Source organism: Bradyrhizobium sp. (genome assembly GCF_035701725.1).
Lineage (GTDB): Bacteria > Pseudomonadota > Alphaproteobacteria > Rhizobiales > Xanthobacteraceae > Bradyrhizobium.
In genome coordinates this window covers 1-20,098 of the sequence record NZ_DASSRP010000261.1, presented here as the reverse complement: position 1 = coordinate 20,098, position 20,098 = coordinate 1, and the positions used below count along the sequence as shown (strand labels likewise).

Below are 20,098 nucleotides of genomic sequence, written 5' to 3'. Positions count from 1 at the left end.
GAAGGGCGAACTCGTCACCAACCAGCACACGCCATTTGACGATCCCTTTGTCCGTCCGCTGTTCGGCGGCCAGGAGGTGGCGAGCGGATTCACCGGTACGTTTTCGGGGGACTCGTCGGAAGTGTTCGGCACCACGCTGGTCGGGACGCGCAGCCTGTCTTTTCACGCGGTGCTGAAGTTGCTGGCGGAGGGGTAGGGCGGTCGGTCGTGGCCGTTGGCTATCCCCACACCCATCCCCACGCTGTCCACCGCCTATCCAAAGATCGCGCGGTGATCCCGCAGGATTGCCTGGGCGGCGTTATGGCCGGGGGCGCCGGTGACGCCGCCGCCGGGATGGGCGCCGGAGCCGCAGTGATAAAGCCCCTTGAGCGGCCCGCGGTAGTCGGCATGGCCCAACATCGGGCGGGCCGAGAACAACTGGTTCAGCGTCAGCGCGCCGTGGAAGATGTCGCCGCCGAGCAGACCGAATTGCCGTTCGAGGTCGAGCGGCGAGAGGAGCTGTCTTCCGATCACGCTGGCCGCAAAGCCCGGCGCGTACTGGTCGACGGTCGCGATCATGAGATCGGCGACTTCCTCGCGGGCGTCGTCCCAGGACCGCCCGTCCGGCAATTCCGGCGCGACATGCTGGCAGAACAGGCTCGCGACGTGCTGTCCGGCCGGCGCGAGGCTGTCGTCGAGCGTCGAGGGGATCAGCATCTCGACCACGGGCGCGCGGCTCCAGCCGTGCTCGCGCGCGTCGTGCCAGGCGCGGTCCATATAGGAGAGGCTCGGCGCGAGAATGATGCCGGAGGTGAGGTGATCTCCGGTGCCCGGCAGCGCCGTAAACGAGGGCAGGGCGGAGAGCGCCACGTTCATGCGGAAGGTGCCGGAGGCATTTTTCCAGCGTTGCATGCGCGTGAGAAAATCTTCCGGCAGCGCGCCTGACGGCACCAGGTGTGTGTAAAGCAGCTTTGGATTGACGCTGGAGGCGACATATTTCGCGCGCACCGTCTCGCCATTTTCGAGAGAGACGCCGACCGCGCGGTCGCGCTCGACGATCACTTCATGCACGCCGGCTTCACACGTGATCTCGGCGCCGGCCTGCCGCGCGGCGGCCGCGATCGCCTGGCCGATCGCGCCCATGCCGCCAATGGCATGGCCCCATACGCCCTTCTTGCCGTTCACCTCGCCGAAGGCATGATGCAGCATCACATAGGCCGAGCCGGCCGCGTAGGGCGAGGCATAATTGCCGACAATGGCGTCGAAGCCGAACAGCGCCTTGATCAGGTCATGATCGAAAACCTCGTCGAGCATCTCGCCGGCCGAGCGCGTGAACAGGTCGAGCAGCATGCGCTGCTGCTCCAGCGACAGCTTGCGCAGGATGTTGGCGGTGCCGAGCGCATTGAAGCCTTCGCGGATTGCGGCCGTGCCAAAGGTCTCGACGAGATTCGGCGGCGCGCGCAGCACAAGTGCGCGCAGTACGTCCGCGATCTCTTCGAGTGTGCGATTGAAACCGTCGAGCTCCGAAGCATCGTGCGGGCTGAGCCTGGCGAGCGAGTCTTTCGTGCGGCCCTCGCCGGTCATCAGATAGCCGCCGTCAGGGGCGGGGAGAAAATTCTGGACGCGGCGCTCGACGATCTTGAGGCCATGCTCGGCGAGCTTCAGATCGGAAATGATTTTCGGGTTGAGCAGGCTCACGGTGTAGGCCGCGACCGAATTGCGAAAACCAGGCGCGAATTCCTCGGTCACCGCGGCGCCGCCCACCATCTTGCGCCGTTCGACCACGCGCACTTTCAGCCCCGCGGCGGCCAGATACGCCGCGCAGGTCAGGCCATTATGTCCGGCCCCGATGATGACGACGTCGATTTCGCTCATGTAATTTCATTTCGCGTGGCTTTCGCCTGGTACGTCATTCCCGGATGGTCCGAAGGACCAGACCCGGAATCTCGAGATTCCGGGTTCGATGCTGATGCATCGCCCCGGAATGACGTCTGCATATCAGACCGCTCATGACCTGCACACCTGTCGATGCTCCACATTGCCCGATCCGCGTTCCTATGCTCCATTGCCGCCCGCAATATCCTTCCGCGTCCAGCATCACAAGATTTTCCGCCGGAGCCTTCATGACCCAATCCGATCTGCCGACAGCCGCGGAGAAGCCCTCCGCAGGCCGCAACCGGCTGGTGCTTCTGGTCTATACGGCGGCGATTTTCGTCAGCGCACTGCTGTTGTTCTCGGTCCAGCCGCTGTTCACCAAGATGGTGCTGCCGCGCCTCGGCGGCTCGCCGGCGGTGTGGTCGGTGGCGATGGTGTTCTTCCAGTCGTTGCTGCTGGCCGGCTATGTCTACGCGCATCTTTTGATGCGGATCAACAGCCGCGCGATCCCGATCGCGGTGCATCTGGCGCTGCTTATCACAGCCTTCATCACGCTGCCGCTGGCGATCTCGGCCAGCTTCGGCGATCCGCCCACATCAGGCTATGCGCTATGGCTGCTCGGCCTGTTCGTGGCCTCGATCGGCCTGCCGTTCTTTGCGCTCGCCGCCAACAATCCGCTGCTGCAAGCCTGGTTCGTTCGAACAGGCCATCCCGACGGCACCGACCCGTACTTCCTCTATGCATCCTCCAATATCGGCAGCTTCCTCGCACTGTTGTCCTATCCGCTGGTTCTGGAGCCGGTCTTCAGCCTGCGGACGCAAAACCTGATCTGGACCGCCGGGTATGGCCTGCTGATCCTCCTGATTGCCGCCTGTGGCTTGCTGTTATGGCGCGCGCCGGCGCGCTCGCCGGCGACGCTGGCGGCTGAAAGCGACGCGCCGCCGCCGTCATTCGCCCTGCGCGCGCGCTGGGTCTTTCTCGCCGCGGTCCCGTCCGGACTTCTGATTGCGGTGACCGCGCATATCTCGACCGACGTCGCCGCCGCGCCGCTCTTGTGGGTCTTGCCGCTGTCGCTTTATCTGCTGACCTGGGTGCTGGTGTTTCAGCAACGGCCGTGGTTGCCGCACAAATGGGTGCTGTGGGCGCAGCCTGCGGCGATCGCCGGCGTCATTGTCCTGCTTGCGGTCGGCGGCGAGCAGAACCTGCTCCTGACCCTCGGCGGGCATCAGCTCTGTTTCTTCGTGATCGCGATGGCCTGCCACGGCGAACTCGCACGTACGCGGCCGGCGGCCAAATATCTCACCGGCTTCTACGTCGCGCTGTCGTTTGGCGGCATGATCGGCGGCCTGTTCGCCGGCCTGATCGCGCCGAATGTGTTTTCGTGGGTCGCCGAATATCCGATCCTGATCGTGCTCGCCGCACTCTGCCGTCCGCCGACGAATGAACGCCTGCCGTGGCTGGGCCGGCTGGCCTGGCCGCTGGTGGTCGTGGTGGCGCTGGCGCTGATCGTTCTGTCACAGACCAAGGGCGAGACGTTCGACTGGCTCCAGGAGCACCGGGTCTATGTCGCAGGGACCGTTGCCGTGGTCGGCATGCTGCTGGCGATCTTGCTCGACACCGCGCGGCTCAAGCTCGCGGCGATCGCCGCATTGGCGCTGGCGCTGGTGCGCGTCTATCCGGCCGACGACGGACGCGTCGATACCGTGCGCAGCTTCTTCGGCGTCCACAAGATCGTCACGACGCCAAGCGGCCAGTATCACGTGCTGCTGCATGGCACGACCATTCACGGCGCCGAGCGATTCCAGAATAACGACGGCACTCGGGTCGAGGGCCGTCCCGAACCGATCTCGTATTACTACAAGGACGGCGGCATCGGCCAGGCGGTCGCGGCGATCCGCGCGCGCAAGGGCGCGCCGCTGCGCGCGGCTGCGATCGGCCTCGGCTCCGGCACCCTCGCTTGTGTCGGGTTGCCCGGCGAAGACTGGAAGTTTTTCGAGATCGACCAGTCGATGGTCGATACCGCGCGCGATCCGAAATATTTCACCTATGTCTCGAAGTGCCAGCCGGATTTAAAGCCGGTGATCGGCGATGCGCGGCTGACCTTCGCGCGCGAGCCTGACGGCGTCTATGATTTGATCGTGGTCGATGCCTATTCGTCGGATGCGATTCCGATTCATCTCGCCACGCAAGAGGCCATGAAGATCTACAAGGACAAGCTCGCGCCGCAGGGCGCGGTGCTGATGCATGTCTCGAACCGGCATCTGGAATTGGCGAGTGTCGTGGTCGGCATCGCCGACGCCAACGGCATGAAAAGCTGGGTCTACAACGAAGATTCCGGCCGCGACAGCGAATACATTTTCGCGACCAATGTCGTGGTGTCGGCACGCGAGGAGGCCGATGTCGGCCAGCTCGCTTCGTCGGACAAATGGGAAGAGACAGAACCCACCGCCAACCAGCGGGTCTGGACCGACGACTATTGCAACGTGCTTGGCGCAGTGTATCGGCGGCTTCGCGACGGCGAATAGGTCGGCGGCGGCCGAATCTAAAATCGTTTTTATCCCCCTACCGATGGTTCATGGAACTCGCCACATGATCCAGCGTTCTGGAATCAACTTGTCGTAATTGCGCCGAAAATGCCGCTGGCAAATTTGGCCATCGCTGCGAATGGCGCGGCGATCTGCGCGGCGGGTTCGAGCGCGTGAGTTGAGGAGGATGCCGTGTCGAAGTTCAAATGGGTATCGGTCATTGCGCTGTCGGTCGCGCTTTCGGGTACAGCCTTCGCGGCTGGACCGCGGGGCGGCGGTGGAGGCGGCGGAGGCATGCGTGGCGGCGGCGGGGGCGCCCACTTTGGCGGCGGCGGTGGCGCCCACTTCGGTGGGGGCGGAGGTGGGATGCACTTCGGTGGCGGCGGCGCCCGCTTCGGCGGTGGTGGTGCGCATTTCGGCGGCGGCGGAGCGCGGTTCGCTGGTGGTGGTGCACACTTCGGCGGCGGACATTTTGGTGGCGCCCGCGTCGGCGGCGCTCATTTCGGCGGCGGACATTTTGCCGGCGCGCGGGGTGGTGGATTCAGGGGCGGCGCGGCGCGCTTTGCCGGTGGCGGACGTCATGGCGGCGGCGGTGCTGCATTTGCCCATACGCCCGGCGGCCGAGCGGCGGCCTTCTCGCGGGCGGCCGGCGGCAGCAGTTTCCGCAACAGCCACGCTGCGCTGGGCCACGTCGGCGGCAATCTGAACCGTCAGGGGCTCAACCACCAGGGCATGATGCGCGCCAACGCCGTTCATCACGCGCTGGCGGGCGGGGCGGTTGCCGGCGCGCTGCATAACCACAACGCCTTGCGCAATCCCGACTCCCGCGCCCATATCGCGGCGGCCGCCGCGACCGCGGGATGGCGTGGTCACGACCGCAACGGCGGATGGTGGCGACATGCCCATGGCGGCTATGGCTGGGTCGGCCCGCTGTTCTGGCCGTTCGCCTATTCCGATCTCTCCGACTACGCGATGTGGGGCTATGATCCCTCGCTCTGGGATTACGGCTACGGCGACATCTATGCCGGCATCTTCGCGCCATATGACTATGCCGATCTCGCCGGCTATCTGCCGTATGGCGGCGGCTATGCGTCTTATGGCGGAGGCGGCTATTCGTCCTCGGGTGGTGGCGTATCGGGCGGAGCCGGCACGGCGCCGTCGAACGCCCCAAATGAAATCGCGCAGATGTGCGGCGATGACAGCCAGGAGATCGCCGGCCTGCCGATTGACCGAATCCAGCAGGCGATCAATCCGGACGACGAGCAGCGCAAGGCGCTCGACGATCTCGCCAACGCTTCGGTGAGGGCGGCCCAGGCCATCAAGGCGGCCTGTCCGAACGATGTCGCCTCGACCGCGCCGGCCCGTCTGGCGGCCATGCAGGCGCGACTGGAGGCGATGATTTCGGCGGTACGGATCGTGCAGCCGCCGCTCGATCATTTCTACGGTCTGCTCAATGACGAGCAGAAGGCACGGCTGACCTCGCTCGGCGAGGATCAACGACGCGGCCGCAACGATCAGGGTGCGCTGGCGCAGAATTGCGCCAACGCCGGGCAGGCCACCGAGTGGCCGGCGGCTGAAATCGAGCGCCGCGTTCATCCGACCGAGGCGCAGCGCGCGAGCCTGGACAATCTGAAGGACGCGACCGCCAAGGCAGCCGACATCCTGAAGGAGACCTGCGAGCCGAATGAAGCGTTGACGCCGCCGGCGCGGCTCGCCGCCGCCGGCAAGCGGCTGGACGCGATGCTGCAGGCGGTCGAGACCGTCAAGTCGGCGCTCGACAGCCTCTACAGCGAACTCAGCGACGAGCAGAAGGCGCAGTTCGAATCGATCGGCCCGGGCCGCGATGTCGCCGCTTCAGCGGCGTCATCGTCGGATAACGACGGCGCGGCCGCGCCGCGGCATTATCGTCGCCGCCATCACGCCAGCGTCTACGGTCTGGTGCGGCGCCTGATCGGGTTCTGAGGACAGAGGCATATCGCCGTCACGCGGATGCGCGTGGCGGCGTTTTTTTGTTCCGAATTTCGCCTAGTGATCGCCGCCGACGTTTGCGAATTTCGGAGCAGGCCCCCGGGCCGGACTTGCGGCGATCACCGCGCGGCGGTCGGCCACCGCATGATGGAATTGTTCGAGCACGAGGCTGTAGGCCGCCAGATCGTTTTCATCGATCGCGCCGTCGTCATAGCACTCCAGCATGTCGCGGAGGAATTCGTCGGCTTCTTCCTGCAAGGCGTCGAGATCCTCCACCGAGTCGGTCTTGCGTACCTGCGAGATGTGCTCCAGCAGCTTGCTGCGGTGTTCGCCGGTGATGTTTCGCTCATCGCGCCTGACGTAATGCCGCAGCCACGCGCTGATCGAGCCGAGCACCGAGAGCAGCAACAGCGCGCCCCAGAAATAGTCGCTGTACTTGTCCAGGAACGTGCGTTCGGTACCGTCAATATAGGCCGCAGCTCCCGGATGCGCCGGGATCGCCGCGTCCTTGTCGGTGTCGGGCTTCTGAATCTTCGATGCCGCGCGGTCTTCCCGGGCCAGCACCGGCCGCACCGCAAACAGCGCCCGGGTGAACGTGCCGACTGTGCTGTCGGACAGCGACTTCGGCGCCACGATCAGGTGATCGACGCCGACAGTCTCGATCTTGTCTTCGGGGCGCGCCGGGGCAGAGGTGAACGAGCTGCCTGGAATCTCCTCGGATTCGTACAGCGGATGCTTGTGCGCGATCGCCTCCGAAACGTCGATCGGAATGAAGGTCGGCTCGCCGCGCAGGCGCGCGGTCGCGATGATGGCATCAGTCGTGATCTTGCTGTCGAGCGGGCCGACCGTCATGAACGCGTCGATGCCGGGATCTTTCACCATGTCGCTGATCTGCGCGACCGAAAAGCGCGAGACCGTGACCTTGTCGGGGTTGAGGCCGGATTCGCGCAGGATCACGTTGAGCAAAGTGACGTTGACCGCGGTGCGGCCGAGAACGCCGATGCGGTGACCTGCGAGGTCGGCCACTTCCTTGATCTTGGCCTTCGATTCTTTCTTGCCGCCGCCCTTGCCCGGCGCACCGGAAGGCGCCCACAGCACCACAACGTTCTTGCGCAGAATCGCGACCGACCCGGCGCCCTTGGGCATGTCTTCGTCGGCGCGTCCAACGGCCAGATCGGTTTCATTGGTGTTCAGAAGCCCTAGGCTCTCGACCGGGCCAGCGGTCGGGATCACGGTGAGCCGGACCGGACTGCCTTCATTGGCAAAGGTCTGCGCCAGGGCCTGGATCAGCTTTTGATCTTCGCTTCCGGCCGGCCCTACCGCGATACGCAAGGTGGTTGGACGCGACAGCATGAAAGCCGCGCCGGCGATCGCCGCGACCAGCAGCAGTGCGGCGGCGATCAGCAGAAACGGCGAGCTCCGTCGCCGCCGTGCGATAGCCGCCCTTGCGTTTGAATTGTCCGCTACCGACATGCTGCCGCCAATCTAGGTATGATGCCGCGAGGCTCAAGAATGCGCTCTCGTCATTCTATCATGCTCGCTGGTTTCGCGGAGCAGGATTTATGTTGGCATGGCCGTCCGGGGCATCGCCAGCGCCGGCGAATCGCGCCACGATGCTTCCGGTTTGCAAGAAGATTGGTTAATCTTGCGGCCGGCATCCGGCCGCCAGACATGCGCGCCCGTGATGAACGCGATTTTGTCAGAACACCCGCGACGGCCAATCGTTATTTGAGCTGGCTCTCGCGGCCAATTTTCACGGCCGCGGGCTTTCCTCAGCGGTCTCTTTTGCGAACGCCAAAATCGCGGGACCTCGATCAGGCTATTGGACTCGAGTGGAGTTTGATTTGACCTCAGCGCTTCGCTTCAGATCGTTGGTATTAGCGCTGCTTGCGCTGGGTCTGTCGGCCTGTTCGCAGGAGGTCGAGTACACGCCGGAGCAGCGCAGCTGTATCGCCCAGCACTATTCGAACTACGACCCGAAGCAGATCAACCAGTGTGTCGACGTGTGCAGGATCTGCATGAAGGGCAACGTGGTGACCTGCAATACCTCGTGCCGGCTGCGCGGCGCGAGTTAATATTAACGCCACTGTCGCCGCGAAATGCCGTGCCGGTCGGCCTTGCAGGGCTTGACCGCCTCGCGAAGGCATTGAATCATTGGTGCTTTCAGGCGCAAGCCCCAAAAATGTTAGAGATTGGTATTATTAGTATCATTGTGCTGGCGGTCGGCTACTGGGTCACCCTGTGGCTGATGGGCCGTCACGACGACGTTTTGCATGGCGACTTTGTCCATGCCGAAGATGGCGTTGAGCTGCCCGCGCTTGCCGATCAACCTCTGCCCTTACGGCCGCCGTTTCCGCCCAAGCCGCCTTTCCCTGCCAAGCCGGCTGCGACCAGATCGCCGGTCCCAAAGCCTTCCGTGGCCAAGCCCGCACCGCCTGCCGCGCCTGCACCGACGCTGTCCGATCGGTCGGACACGCTGCGGACGCTGCTGGCATCCATCAAGCGCGACTTGAAGGACGCCAGCAAGCTCTAAATCAAAACCCGATCCGATCGACGGTCAGTACAGCCCGCGCTGCTGATAGTAGCCGCGCGGCGGCTGCTGGTACGCATCGCTGTAACCGCCATAGGGCTGCGGCTGTTGCGGCTGCTGCTGATAATAGACCTGCCCGTCATAGGGGCGGCGGCTCGAGCGTGGCGCCGGATAGCGCTGGTCCGTCGAACTGCCGTCAGCCGGATAGATGTAGCCGTCATCGGCCTGCTGCGGTTGCGGCTGCTGCATGGGACGGCGGCCGGGGAAGAATTGGGGCTGCGGCGTCAGCGTGACCGGCTGGCCGGCGTCAGAATATTGCGGCTGATACTGTTGCTGGGAATATTGCTGCTGATACGGCTGCTGCTGATATTGCGGCTCGGCTTGCGCCGGTTCGGCGCGCGCAATCGCGGCACGCGCTCTGGGATTGCGAGCCAGCGCCACCGTGGACGAGCCGGTCAGCGTGACGGTGGTGTTCAGCACGCCTTGCTGCTCCACCAGCGCATAGAGCGTGCTGGCATTGGCTTTCGACAAGCGCACGCAGCCGTGCGAGGCGGGGGTGCCGAGCCGACTCTCGGAATCGGTGCCGTGGATCGCGTGTCCGATCTTGGTGAAGAAGATCGAATGCGGCATCGGCGCGTCGTCGAATTCCTTCGAGAAGTGCTCCGCTTCCATGCGGAAGGCGCGGAAGGTGCCGTTCGGCGTTTCGCGCGAAGGGATGCCGGAGGAGACGGGCCAGTGATAGCGTGCGACGCCGTCGACCGCGACGGTCATCATCTGCGCATCCTTGTCGATGGTGATGTTGACCTTCGCCTGCGCGGTGCCCGCGGCAAACAGCATCAGGGTGGTTGCAACTACGAGAAGGGAACGCATGTACCTGTGGCCTCCGGTCTTGACGACTACTGCCCTGTCCCTGGCAGGCAATATGCCTGAACTACGGCCGCGGTTCCAGTGACGCTTTCGGGAGCGTTAACGATACCGTTGAGCAAAAGCCTGACCCCGAGGTGGCGATGGTGTGTCGTTCATTCTGTTCATCTTGATGTCCGCGCCTTGTCGCGGCGAAGACAGCGCGGAACCGGCCCGTCATGCCGGCGTTATGCCTTCACATTGATGGGATGAGGAATGGCAGATGATGAAGCAGGAGAAGGCGATCAAGGCTGTGGCGTATTCGGTCGATAGGTCGGCCGTGCGTTGGCTGGCGGTCGCGGCATTGGCGCTCGGTCTGATCGCCATTCCCCATCTGGCGCATGCGCAAGGCGTTGTCGGCGGCATGGAGCGCGGCGCGGCGCAGGGTTCTTATGACGGCGGCCGCGTCGCGGGACCAGTTGGATCGGCGGTCGGCGGAGCCGTCGGGGCCGGTGTCGGCGGCGCGATTGGCGCGGTAGACGGCATTCTCGGAATCCCCGGTCCACGCTGCCACGGCTACTACAACCGTTACGGCCACTGGCGCTGCTATCGGTATTGAGCTTCACAACTGCCATTCCGGGATGGTCCCAAGGACCAGACCCGGAATCTCGAGATCCGGATTCGATGCTGGCGCTTCGCTCCGGTGACAAGCGCTACGCGCTTGCACTAGGGATGACCGCTTTAGCGGTCAATTCTTCAGCCGGTACCCGGTCTTGAAGATCCACGCCACCACGATCATGCAGATGATGAGGAACGATAGCGTCATGCCAAGGCTCAGGGCAACGCTGACGTCGGCGATCTCGTAAAAACTCCAGCGGAAGCCCGAGATCAGATAGACCACCGGATTGAGCAGGGTGATGGTGCGCCATCCTGACGGCAGCATGTTGACCGAGTAGAAGCTGCCGCCGAGAAAGGTCAGTGGCGTTACCACTAGCATCGGGATCATCTGCAGCTTTTCAAAACCGTCGGCCCAGATGCCGATGATGAAGCCGAACAGGCTGAAGGTCACGGCCGTCAGGACCAGGAACGTCAGCATCCAGAACGGATGATGGATGTGCAGCGGTACGAACAGCCCGGCGGTCGCCAGGATGATCAGGCCCAGGATGATCGATTTGGTCGCGGCGGCCCCGACATAGCCGAGCACGATTTCGAAATAGGAAATCGGCGCCGAGAGGATCTCATAGATGGTGCCGACGAACTTCGGGAAGTAGATGCCGAACGAGGCATTGGCGATGCTTTGCGTCAGCACCGACAGCATCACGAGTCCAGGCACGATGAAGGTGCCGTAGCTGACGCCCTCGACCTGGGTGATGCGCGAGCCGATCGCGGCGCCGAACACCACGAAATAGAGCGAGGTCGACACAACGGGCGAGACGATGCTTTGCAGGATCGTGCGCCAAGTGCGCGCCATTTCGAACTTGTAGATCGCGCGGATGGCCCGGAAATTCATGGCTGCTGCTCCCGCCGAACCAGACTCACAAAGATATCCTCCAGCGAGCTCTGGTTGGTTTCGAGATCGGCGAAGCGGATGCCGGCATTGCGCAGATCGCCGAGCAGGCTGGTGATGCCGGTGCGGTCAGCCGAGGCGTCGTAGTTGTAGACGAGGTCGTGGCCGTCACCTGTCAGTTCGAGGTTGTAGGCCGCAAGCGCCGGCGGAACGGCGTCGATGCGGCTCTGCAGGTGTAGCTTGAGCTGCTTCTTGCCGAGCTTCTGCATCAGGTTGATCTTGTCCTCGACGAGAATGATCTCGCCCTTGTTGATGACGCCGACGCGATCCGCCATCTCCTCGGCCTCACCGATGTAATGCGTGGTCAGGATGATGGTGACGCCGGCCGCCTTGAGATCGCGCACCACCTCCCACATGCCCTTGCGCAATTCAACGTCGACGCCGGCCGTCGGCTCGTCGAGGAACAGGACTTGTGGTTCGTGCGACAGCGCTTTCGCAATCATCACGCGGCGCTTCATGCCGCCGGACAGCGTGACAATCTTGGAATCCTTCTTGTCCCACAGCGACAGGTCGCGCAGAACCTTTTCGATGTAGGCCGGATTTTTCGGCTTGTTGAACAGGCCGCGGCTGAAGCTCACGGTTCCCCACACCGTCTCGAAGGCGTCGGTGTGCAATTCCTGCGGCACAAGGCCGATCAGCGAGCGGGCGGCGCGGGCATCGCTGATGATGTCGTGGCCGTCGACCGTGACGGTCCCGGCTGAGAGATTATTGATGCCGCAGATGATGCTGATGAGCGTGGTTTTGCCGGCACCGTTCGGCCCGAGCAGGGCGAAGATTTCGCCCTTCTCGATCTCGAGATTGATGTCCTTCAGCGCCTTGAAGCCGGAGCCGTAGGTCTTGGAAAGATGGGAAACCGAGATAATGGAAGGCATCGGGGCGGTGGGGTCTCTGGGTCCTGAAAATCGGCTGATGCAGGCGCTTTGGCGGGTTTTCGTCAGATAGGCAGCAAGTTTCTTTCCGCAATCCCGCGTGGCGAAATACACGCGTTCTACGATGCGTGTGTTGCAATTTTGCGCGGTTGTCCGCAAGCCGCAGGCCGCAATATCCTGTCCGCAAAATTGTAACCGCCAGCGGCACGACAATAGTCGGCAACAACTGGCAGCAGAGGGAGGCTCGCCGCGTGTCTGCACCTAGAACCCTTTTGATTCCCCTTCTTCTTGGATTTGCGGCCTCGTCGGCCAACGCCGCTGACCTCACCATCAAGCTCGGCAATACCGCGCCCTATAGCGGCCCGGCCTCGGCCTATGGCGCGATCGCCCGTGCGGAGGGCGCCTATTTCCAGATGCTCAACGACCAGGGCGGCATCAACGGCCGCAAGATCGAATTCCTCACCCTCGACGATACCTACTCGCCGGCAAAGACCGTTGAGCAGACCCGCAAGCTGGTCGAGCAGGACGAGGTGCTGGCGATGTTTTCCTCGGTCGGCACCGCCCCGAACATTTCGGTGCAGAAATATCTCAATGCCAAGCACGTGCCGCAGATCTTTGTCTCGTCAGGCGCGACGCGCTGGAACGATCCGGAGCATTTTCCCTGGACGGTCGGCTTCAATCCGACCTATGAGCTCGAAGGCAAGCTCTACGCCCAGTACATCCTGAAGACCAAGCCGGATGCGAAGATCGCGGTGATCGCGCCGAACGAGGATGCGGGCAAGGATTATGTGCGCGGCTTCAAGGAAGGGCTCGGCGAGCACATCAATCAGCTGGTCTCCGAGACCACCTATCTTACCGCCGATCCCACCATCGACTCGCAGATGGTGACGATGCGCGAGTCAGGCGCCGATGTTTTCTTTGCCGAAGCGACGCCGAAATTTGCGGCGCAAGCGATCAAGAAGGCCGCCAGCATGGGCTGGAAGCCGCTGATCATCCTGCCCTCGGTGTCGAACTCGTTCTCGGCGGTGCTGGAGCCAGCCGGGCTCGAGAATTCCATCGGCGTCGTCACCGGCCTTTACCTGAAGGACCCGAACGATGCGCGCTGGGCCGACGATCCAGCCTTGAAGGACTGGTTCGCCTGGATGAAGAAGTATCAGCCTAACGCCTCGACCGGCGATCTCTTCAACGTGCAGGGCTATACGGTGGCGCAAATCATGGCATTGGTGTTGAAGAATTGCGGCGACGATCTCTCGCGCGAGAACATCATCAAGCAGACCAAGCAGCTCGACGGCGTCGAAATGCCGCTGCTGCTGCCCGGCATCAAGGTCACTGTCGATCCGAAAAACGTTACGCCGATCCGCCAGATCCAGATGGCGCGGTTCGACGGCAAATCCTGGGTGCTGTTCGGCGATGTACTGGGGGAGAAGTAGTTCTTTCACCTCTCCCCGCTGGGGAGAGGTTGGCGCCATGCGCCGGGTGACGGGGCGACGTTATTCGGATGAATCGTAACCCCTCACCGCAACCCTCTCCCAAAGGGAGAGGGAGCGCAGCCTCGTCGTGGCGATAGCGCCCTTACTGAAAATAATTATTGATGATGCGCAGATCGGAGAGGCTTGGCTGCGCGCCATTCATGCTGGCCTCGATCACGCGGCGGCAGACCGCGGCCGTGGCCTCATCGCGGAAGTCGTTGGCCGCTTCCAGCACCGTGCGGGCCGTGTCGAGCGCGCCGCCGTCCTGCTTCGGCGCTTCGGCGTCCGAACCAGCACCACCGCCCTTGCGGCCGAAACCTTGCCCTGCGGCCTTGCCGAAGGCAGGCACGCCTTTGCCGAATGGAATTGCGTTCATGCTCGCAGGTCTCCCCTCATCACGCGTAGAGCGCGGCCGCCAGGCCGGAATCAAGCGGCGCGGTACCGTTCTTGCGCGACTGATAGAAGGCAAGCACGCTGCGCGATGTCTCGATATTGAGACGGTCGTAGTCGGTTTCGAGCTTCTTGAGGTCGCTCGCGGTAATGCGATGATCCTTGGCGCCGAGGAACAGCAGCGCCATCGTGGTGTCCCACGAGAAGTTGAGCGCCTTGCAGAGGATCAGGAGCATCTCGCGATTCTTGTCGAACAGCGCGCGGTCGATCACATCGTTGGGCAACGCGCACAACAGCGACAGACCGATCGTGACTTCGTCGAGGCGGTGCGAGCGCGCATAGGTCGAGATGCTGGCCTCGTTCAGGTTGCCGCCCTTGTGCTGCGTGGTCACGACGCGCTTGGCGACGAAGTGGCTGCGCGAGAGTGGGCCGAATTTCGACTGCAATTCGCCGCCGAGATCGGTCACGGACGACTGGATCTGCCGCGCCATGTCCGGGCGTTCGAGCTCCAGGCGCTTGCGTACGTCGGCGGTCGCCTTCGCGATCAGCTGCTGGAATACATGGCGCGGGATATCCTTGCGCAAGCCAAGCTGCTCGGCGAGGATGGAATCGCCCTCGGCGCGCTGAACCATGTTGAGGAATCCGAAGTCGGAGAACTTGGCGCCGTTGTTGCTGGCGACCGAGTTGACGACTTCCTGGTCGCCGCGCTTGACGAGCTCGTCGGTTACGCGGGTTTCCAGCGTTTCGCGCTTGGAGATCGAGAGCATGTGCGCCTGGCTCTTGGTGCAGGCGTTGGCAACCAGCGCATAGGTCTCGAGCTGCTTGGATTCGCGCAGCACCGGGCCGGCGACTTCGATCGCATCGTCGAAGGCAAGCTTGTGAATGATGTTGACGGGCGCGTTGTCGAAACGGGCCAGCCGCTCCGACAGCTGCGCGCGAGCCGCGACTTCGATCTCATCGGCGAGCCGCGTGACCACCTCGCCGAACGTCCAGATCTCGTCGTCGCTGAAGTCGCCGGCGATCATCAGGTCGGTGGTGTGCCACAGCGCGCGCGCCCGGCTCTCGGGCGTGCCGCGCGAGACCGCGTCCTCGAGAGCGTCGAGGAAGGACTTCGATTCGTCGGCCTTCTTGGCTGTCTTGAATTGCAGGCTCATTTGGGTGCCAAATCCTTCGGCAAATCCTCTAGTGCTCGCCGACGCTACAGCCTACGCGCAAGTTTTCGGTAAAAATGGCCGCGAAGTATTGTCGATCAAAATTCGCTTAATCGCGAACCATTCGTTAAGCATTGCGGCGCCCGGTCACAATGGCGCAAGGCCGCATTGCAAACGGCCGCACCAGGCCACTTGGCGGCTGCAAGGCCGCCGCGTGACCGTCCAGGACGGCTGCCGCGGGAGCTCTCCGGCAACAGAAACTTTACCAATCGGGCTGGGGCGGCCGAACGGCGCGGATCGGGCGGGTCAAAAAAATCCGCCGGCCTTTCGGGCCGGCGGATCGTGGATCGTGACAAACGGTGGCTATCAGGGCAGCAATTCGCCGAGCGGCCCGCCGCCGAAGTCGAACAGGTCGCTGATCGCCGGACTGTTCAGCGGAACATAGGGATTGTTCGGCAGGGCGATCGGGTTCGGGTAGTTGTCGCGGCTGCGATGCGTGATCGGCTACAGGCCCCAATTCCGCTCGATGAATTTGATGATCGAGAAATTGACCGAGAGATCCTTTGAGGGCTTGCCGAAACCGGTGCCGGAATTGAGCGCGTCGCCGTCGCTGTCGAGCTGGCTCTTCGACATCGCGGGCGGCTCAAACTTCGAAGGCGGTGCCTCGGGATTGACGAGATCCTGGTCGCGGATCACGAGCACGCGTTCGGTCAGGCCCGCGAGATCGGGATTGGCGCGCTCGCTGCCTTCGATGATCAGCGCACCGGAGGCGCCGCCGAGCACCTGCGTTTTGCTGAACCCGTGCAGATGCGGGTGATACCAGTAGAGGCCGGGTGCCGCGTCGTCCGGAATGCGCAGGCGGTAGTCGAACGGCGCATCGTCCGGCTGGATCGATGTCTTCAGGACGTCATCCTGATGGCAAACCGGCGGCACGGTGAGGCCGTGGAAATGCAGATTGCTCGACACCGGCGTCATCGCGCCGCTCTCGCACGGATCGGCCTTCTTCCTGGCCGTGCAGATCGGTGCGCCGGCGAGCGCCTTGTCGATCTCAGGCGTTTGCGGATCGAGATCGAGCAGGTCGTTCTTGAAATGAATGACGAGTTCGTCGCCGGGCTTGACGCGCAAGGTCGGCGACGGCTTGCCGTCGAGCGTCAGATAGCAGTAGCGCGTCGTTCCGTCGGCGAGCTTCTGATCGAGAATGCGCAGATCTGTCTCGAGAAGTCCGTCATGGCTGCGCAGTTCAGCCGCTTCCGCAATCGTGCTGCCGGCTTGTGGCCGGACGCAGGCGTCCGGCGGCGATGGCGTCTCGCCTTGCGCGCCGGTAGCGCTGCGTAGCGATGTCAGGCCGTCCGCGGCAACAGCGAGGCAGGTTGCGGCAGCAGCACAGGAAACCATCGAAAGTCGTCGCACGCCGCACCTGTCAATACGGTGCCATCGGCTGCGACGAGGCCAAACATGGCTCGATCCAGCACGCTGCGACCGTCAAGGATTTTGCTATTCAACGAAGGAATATGTTGAAGGACCTGCAACCTAACGGCGCGGTGTTGCGGGAATCTGGCAGCTTTCTAACGCCGAAGTGAAAATTGTTTGCGACGCATCGACGCAAGGTGCGGGCGATGCGCGCAAACTGCTGGGCGATCAATTGGATGAGCCGTCGGATGACTGAAGATGCCGGCCGCCATGTTGGCAGCGCAGAGGCGCATGTTATCGTCATCGGAACAAGAGAGCGCGCGTGTTGCGCCGGCTCCGTAATATTGCGGGCCATCACGGCGGCGCTCAGCCGACCGAAATGCGATAGCTCAGAATTTCCGTTTCGCCGGGTTCGGTCTTCATGATGCCGGGCTTGTCGGAAAATTCGCCGTCGAAGTCGAGCGGGGAGGCGAAGCCGCGCCACGGTTCCAGGCAGAGGAAAGGCGCGCCGTCCGGTTTCGACCAGATACCGAGTTGTTGAAAGCCCTGCCAATGCAAGCCGATCGACGGACCACGGTCGGCGGCGTAGCGGATGCTGGAACTTGCCGGACGATCCAGAATAAGGGCGTCGTCAGCGAAAAGCCGCTCTGAAAGAGCCAGAAACTTTCCTTCGATCGGCGTCGGCTCCGGCTTTTCGCGCAGCAATCCGCCTTTCAGACGGCGAATGGGCGCAGGCTCGTCGTTCGAGAAATGGATCGCGTAGGCTTCCTTCGGCAGTTCCGGCAGCAATGGCCAGTTGAACGCGGGATGACCGCCGAGCGACGCCGGCAAGGTCTCATCGCCCGTGTTGGATATCTCGAACCGCACATCGAGATCGGCGTCGTTGACCGCGTAGCGGATGGCGAGCCGAAACGCGAACGGAAAGCGCTGACGGCTCGCGGCGTCGTCGGTGAGTTCGAGCGTGCAGGACGTTTTCGTGCGCTCGCGCCATGCGAATGGCATATCCCGCGCAAATCCGTGCTGCGTCATCGGATAGGCTTTTCCCCGGTGCCGCAGTTCGTCGTTCTTGAGTCGGCCTACGATCGGAAAAAGAATCGGCGAATGCCTCGGCCAGGCCGGGCCGGCCTGCCATAATAGCTCGTGCCCTGCGGCGTTTTTCAGCGAGCACAGCTCGGCGCCGTCAGCCTTGATGATTGCCGAAATGCGGCCGCTTGCGAGCGTGTGATCCATGGCTAGTGGTCCGATTCTAACATTTGCATCCTTTGGCGGGAGCCATTTTTGCAAATGTTAGGATCGAAGCACCACTGGCAATTATAGATTCTAGTGGAGTTTCGGATTTGACATTCGCTTTTCGAATGCTCGGCTACGGGGTAGCGAATGTCAAATCCACTCCACTAGCCCGCGCGCTCGACAAAACTGTCGACGACTTTCTTCTCGCCGGCTTTCTCGAATGCGATCGTGAGCTTGTTGCCGTCGATCTTCACCACATGGCCGTAGCCGAATTTCTGGTGAAACACGCGATCTTGCAGACTGAAATCCGATGTCGTGCCGGTGGATTTGGCGATCAGTTCGCCCTCGATCACCAGCGGCGCGCGCTTCGGCTTGGCAAAGCCGCCCGTATCCCGCGAACCGAAAGGCGATTGCCGTTCCTCAAAACCGTAGTTCTGACGGCCGCCGCCGCGCGCGCGGTTTGCCTGTGCGCGCTGCCAGCCGGGCGTGGCGTAGCTCGACCCGAAGGATTCCACATTGTCGAAACGCGAGGGGCCGAAGCCGCCGGCGCCGCCCCAACCCGAGCCGCCCTTGGATTCGGTGATCTCGACATTATGCGCCGGCAGCTCGTCGAGAAAGCGCGACGGGATCGTGGTCGACCAGGTGCCGTGGATGCGGCGGTTGGTGGCGAAATAGATTTTGGCGCGGCGACGGGCGCGCGTCAGCCCGACATGGGCGAGACGACGCTCTTCTTCGAGGCCGGCGCGGCCCTGCTCGTCGAGCGTGCGCTGACTCGGAAACAGGCCCTCCTCCCAGCCGGGCAGGAACACGTTGTCGAATTCAAGCCCTTTGGCGGAATGCAACGTCATCAGCGACACCGCTTCTTCTTCGGCGCCGCCGTCGCGATCCATCACCAGCGAGATGTGTTCGAGGAAACCTTGCAGGTTCTCGAACTCTTCCATCGACCGCACCAGTTCCTTCAGGTTGTCGAGCCGGCCTGCGGCATCGGCCGAGCGGTCCTTCTGCCACATGTCGGTGTAGCCGCTCTCGTCGAGCACGGTTTCGGCCAATTCTGTGTGTGAAGCCACTTCGGCCTGTGCGCGCCAGCGCTCGAAGCTGGCAAGAAGGTCGCGCAGGCTGCCGCGCGCTTTCGGCTTCAGTTCGTCGGTCTCGACCACGGCGCGGGCCGCCTCGAACAGCGGGATACGCCGCTTGCGGGCGTGGTCGTGCAGCATCTGCACGGTGGCATCGCCGAGGCCGCGTTTGGGCACGTTGACGATCCGCTCGAAGGCGAGATCGTCGGCAGGAGAGTTGACGACGCGCAGGTAGGCGAGCGCATCGCGGATTTCCGCCCGCTCATAGAATCTCGGTCCGCCGATCACGCGATAGGGCAGTCCCAGCGTAACGAAGCGGTCTTCGAACTCGCGCATCTGGAACGAGGCGCGCACCAGAATGGCGATCTGGTTCAGGTTCTCCTTCCGGCGCTGAAGGTCCTCGATCTCCTCGCCGATGCCGCGGGCTTCTTCCTCGGAATCCCAGGCGCCGGTCACCGTCACCTTCTCGCCGTCGACATCCTCGGTGCGCAGCGTCTTGCCGAGCCGGCCTTCGTTATGGGCGATCAGATGCGAGGCGGCGGCGAGGATATGACCGGTCGAGCGGTAGTTGCGCTCCAGGCGAATGACCTTGGCGCCGGGGAAGTCGTGCTCGAAGCGCAGGATGTTGTCGACCTCGGCACCACGCCAGCCATAGATCGACTGGTCGTCGTCGCCGACGCAGCAGATGTTGCGGGGGCGTGCCGCGAACGCCGGCGTTTCCTTACCCTCTCCCCCTGTGGGAGAGGGTGCCGAACCGCGTAGCGGTGAGGCGGGTGAGGGGTTGGGTGTGGTGTCTGTAAGCGCAAGTGACCCCTCGCCCGGCGCCTCGCTTCGCTCGTCGCCACCCTCTCCCACAAGGGAAGAGGGGACAGAAGAGCGGGGCGAGGGTGCAGACGCCGGCGCCTGCGCCAAGAGCCGCAGCCACAGATACTGTGCGACGTTGGTGTCCTGATATTCGTCGACCAGGATGAACTTGAAGCGATGCTGGTATTGCCGCAGCACATCAGGGTGTTCGCGGAACAGACGGATGTTTTCCAGAAGCAGATCGCCGAAGTCGGCGGCGTTGAGAATCTTCAGCCGCTCCTGATAGCTCGCATAGAGCTTGCCGCCCTTGCCGTTGGCAAAGATCGCAGCTTCGCCGGCCGGCACCTGCGACGGTGCAAGCCCGCGGTTCTTCCAGCCGTCGATCAGGCCTGCCAGCATGCGCGCCGGCCAGCGC

Annotated in this window: 16 protein-coding genes and 1 pseudogene; 7 read left to right on the top strand and 10 right to left on the bottom strand. The window is 63.3% G+C overall.

The genetic code is table 11. The features are described 5' to 3' along the window. Positions 1-196 (top strand): annotated as a pseudogene (locus VFL62_RS15595) (GrlR family regulatory protein); the annotation flags it as partial. 56 nt (positions 197-252) lie between these two features. Here the strand turns inward: VFL62_RS15595 and VFL62_RS15590 are convergent. Continuing rightward, positions 253-1,854 carry an NAD(P)/FAD-dependent oxidoreductase gene (locus VFL62_RS15590; protein ID WP_325173280.1) on the bottom strand — a complete coding sequence of 534 codons (1,602 nt, stop codon included), beginning with the start codon at positions 1,852-1,854 and terminating at the stop codon, positions 253-255. A gap of 248 nt (positions 1,855-2,102) precedes the next feature. Between VFL62_RS15590 and VFL62_RS15585 the strand changes: the two genes are divergently transcribed. Next, entirely contained in the window at positions 2,103-4,379 is a 2,277-nt protein-coding gene (locus VFL62_RS15585) for a fused MFS/spermidine synthase (RefSeq protein WP_325173279.1), read from the top strand. Positions 4,380-4,571: 192 nt separating this feature from the next. Beyond that, complete coding sequence (locus VFL62_RS15580) at positions 4,572-6,341, top strand: Spy/CpxP family protein refolding chaperone (protein ID WP_325173278.1); 1,770 nt, start codon at positions 4,572-4,574, stop codon at positions 6,339-6,341. A gap of 63 nt (positions 6,342-6,404) precedes the next feature. On the opposite strand, the gene VFL62_RS15575 is transcribed toward VFL62_RS15580, so the two are convergent. Continuing rightward, the gene (locus VFL62_RS15575; protein WP_325173277.1) at positions 6,405-7,820 is read right to left on the bottom strand and encodes a TAXI family TRAP transporter solute-binding subunit; all 1,416 of its coding nucleotides are present in this window, start codon (positions 7,818-7,820) and stop codon (positions 6,405-6,407) included. Positions 7,821-8,218: 398 nt separating this feature from the next. Between VFL62_RS15575 and VFL62_RS15570 the strand changes: the two genes are divergently transcribed. Next, positions 8,219-8,422: a hypothetical protein gene (locus VFL62_RS15570; RefSeq protein WP_325173276.1), complete on the top strand. Its 204-nt coding sequence runs from the start codon at positions 8,219-8,221 to the stop codon at positions 8,420-8,422. A gap of 29 nt (positions 8,423-8,451) precedes the next feature. Continuing rightward, the gene (locus VFL62_RS15565) at positions 8,452-8,880 is read left to right on the top strand and encodes a hypothetical protein (protein WP_325173275.1); all 429 of its coding nucleotides are present in this window, start codon (positions 8,452-8,454) and stop codon (positions 8,878-8,880) included. Positions 8,881-8,904: 24 nt separating this feature from the next. Here the strand turns inward: VFL62_RS15565 and VFL62_RS15560 are convergent, their stop codons facing one another. Further along, positions 8,905-9,747 (bottom strand): L,D-transpeptidase, encoded by an 843-nt coding sequence (locus tag VFL62_RS15560; RefSeq protein WP_325173274.1) that lies wholly within the window; start codon positions 9,745-9,747, stop codon positions 8,905-8,907. Positions 9,748-10,006: 259 nt separating this feature from the next. Here VFL62_RS15560 and VFL62_RS15555 point away from each other — a divergent pair, with 259 nt between their 5' ends. After that, complete coding sequence (locus tag VFL62_RS15555; RefSeq protein ID WP_414644735.1) at positions 10,007-10,339, top strand: hypothetical protein; 333 nt, start codon at positions 10,007-10,009, stop codon at positions 10,337-10,339. 129 nt (positions 10,340-10,468) lie between these two features. Here the strand turns inward: VFL62_RS15555 and VFL62_RS15550 are convergent, their stop codons facing one another. Continuing rightward, on the bottom strand, positions 10,469-11,230 hold the full coding sequence (locus VFL62_RS15550) for an ABC transporter permease (protein WP_325173272.1): 762 nt from the start codon (positions 11,228-11,230) through the stop codon (positions 10,469-10,471). Next, the gene (locus VFL62_RS15545; RefSeq protein ID WP_325173271.1) at positions 11,227-12,159 is read right to left on the bottom strand and encodes an ABC transporter ATP-binding protein; all 933 of its coding nucleotides are present in this window, start codon (positions 12,157-12,159) and stop codon (positions 11,227-11,229) included. The genes VFL62_RS15550 and VFL62_RS15545 overlap by 4 nt, the downstream gene beginning before the upstream one ends. A 248-nt stretch (positions 12,160-12,407) precedes the next feature. On the opposite strand from VFL62_RS15545, the gene VFL62_RS15540 reads away from it, so the two are divergent. Next, positions 12,408-13,586 carry an ABC transporter substrate-binding protein gene (locus tag VFL62_RS15540; RefSeq protein WP_325173270.1) on the top strand — a complete coding sequence of 393 codons (1,179 nt, stop codon included), beginning with the start codon at positions 12,408-12,410 and terminating at the stop codon, positions 13,584-13,586. Positions 13,587-13,728: 142 nt separating this feature from the next. Here VFL62_RS15540 and VFL62_RS15535 read toward each other — a convergent pair whose 3' ends face one another. From VFL62_RS15535 to VFL62_RS15515, 5 genes are all read right to left on the bottom strand, one after another. Further along, a complete protein-coding gene (locus VFL62_RS15535; RefSeq protein WP_325173269.1) occupies positions 13,729-14,001 on the bottom strand; it encodes a hypothetical protein in 273 nt (90 codons plus the stop codon). A gap of 19 nt (positions 14,002-14,020) precedes the next feature. Next, entirely contained in the window at positions 14,021-15,169 is a 1,149-nt protein-coding gene (locus VFL62_RS15530; RefSeq protein WP_325173268.1) for a DUF2336 domain-containing protein, read from the bottom strand. A 501-nt stretch (positions 15,170-15,670) separates the two neighbouring features. Beyond that, positions 15,671-16,561 (bottom strand): multicopper oxidase domain-containing protein, encoded by an 891-nt coding sequence (locus VFL62_RS15525; RefSeq protein ID WP_325173267.1) that lies wholly within the window; start codon positions 16,559-16,561, stop codon positions 15,671-15,673. Positions 16,562-16,942: 381 nt separating this feature from the next. Beyond that, positions 16,943-17,806 carry an aldose 1-epimerase family protein gene (locus VFL62_RS15520; RefSeq protein WP_325173266.1) on the bottom strand — a complete coding sequence of 288 codons (864 nt, stop codon included), beginning with the start codon at positions 17,804-17,806 and terminating at the stop codon, positions 16,943-16,945. Positions 17,807-17,970: 164 nt separating this feature from the next. Further along, positions 17,971-20,098: ATP-dependent helicase (locus tag VFL62_RS15515; RefSeq protein WP_325173265.1), on the bottom strand; the 2,128-nt coding region annotated here is incomplete at its 5' end.

Excerpts from the sequence above, each read along its gene's own strand:
- VFL62_RS15590 (WP_325173280.1), bottom strand. The coding sequence starts at position 1,854 with ATGAGCGAAATCGACGTCGTCATCATCGGGGCCGGACATAATGGCCTG.
- VFL62_RS15585 (WP_325173279.1), top strand. The coding sequence starts at position 2,103 with ATGACCCAATCCGATCTGCCGACAGCCGCGGAGAAGCCCTCCGCAGGC.
- VFL62_RS15575 (WP_325173277.1), bottom strand. The coding sequence starts at position 7,820 with ATGTCGGTAGCGGACAATTCAAACGCAAGGGCGGCTATCGCACGGCGG.
- VFL62_RS15560 (WP_325173274.1), bottom strand. The coding sequence starts at position 9,747 with ATGCGTTCCCTTCTCGTAGTTGCAACCACCCTGATGCTGTTTGCCGCG.
- VFL62_RS15555 (WP_414644735.1), top strand. The coding sequence starts at position 10,007 with ATGAAGCAGGAGAAGGCGATCAAGGCTGTGGCGTATTCGGTCGATAGG.
- VFL62_RS15550 (WP_325173272.1), bottom strand. The coding sequence starts at position 11,230 with ATGAATTTCCGGGCCATCCGCGCGATCTACAAGTTCGAAATGGCGCGC.
- VFL62_RS15545 (WP_325173271.1), bottom strand. The coding sequence starts at position 12,159 with ATGCCTTCCATTATCTCGGTTTCCCATCTTTCCAAGACCTACGGCTCC.
- VFL62_RS15535 (WP_325173269.1), bottom strand. The coding sequence starts at position 14,001 with ATGAACGCAATTCCATTCGGCAAAGGCGTGCCTGCCTTCGGCAAGGCC.
- VFL62_RS15530 (WP_325173268.1), bottom strand. The coding sequence starts at position 15,169 with ATGAGCCTGCAATTCAAGACAGCCAAGAAGGCCGACGAATCGAAGTCC.
- VFL62_RS15525 (WP_325173267.1), bottom strand. The coding sequence starts at position 16,561 with ATGGTTTCCTGTGCTGCTGCCGCAACCTGCCTCGCTGTTGCCGCGGAC.
- VFL62_RS15520 (WP_325173266.1), bottom strand. The coding sequence starts at position 17,806 with ATGGATCACACGCTCGCAAGCGGCCGCATTTCGGCAATCATCAAGGCT.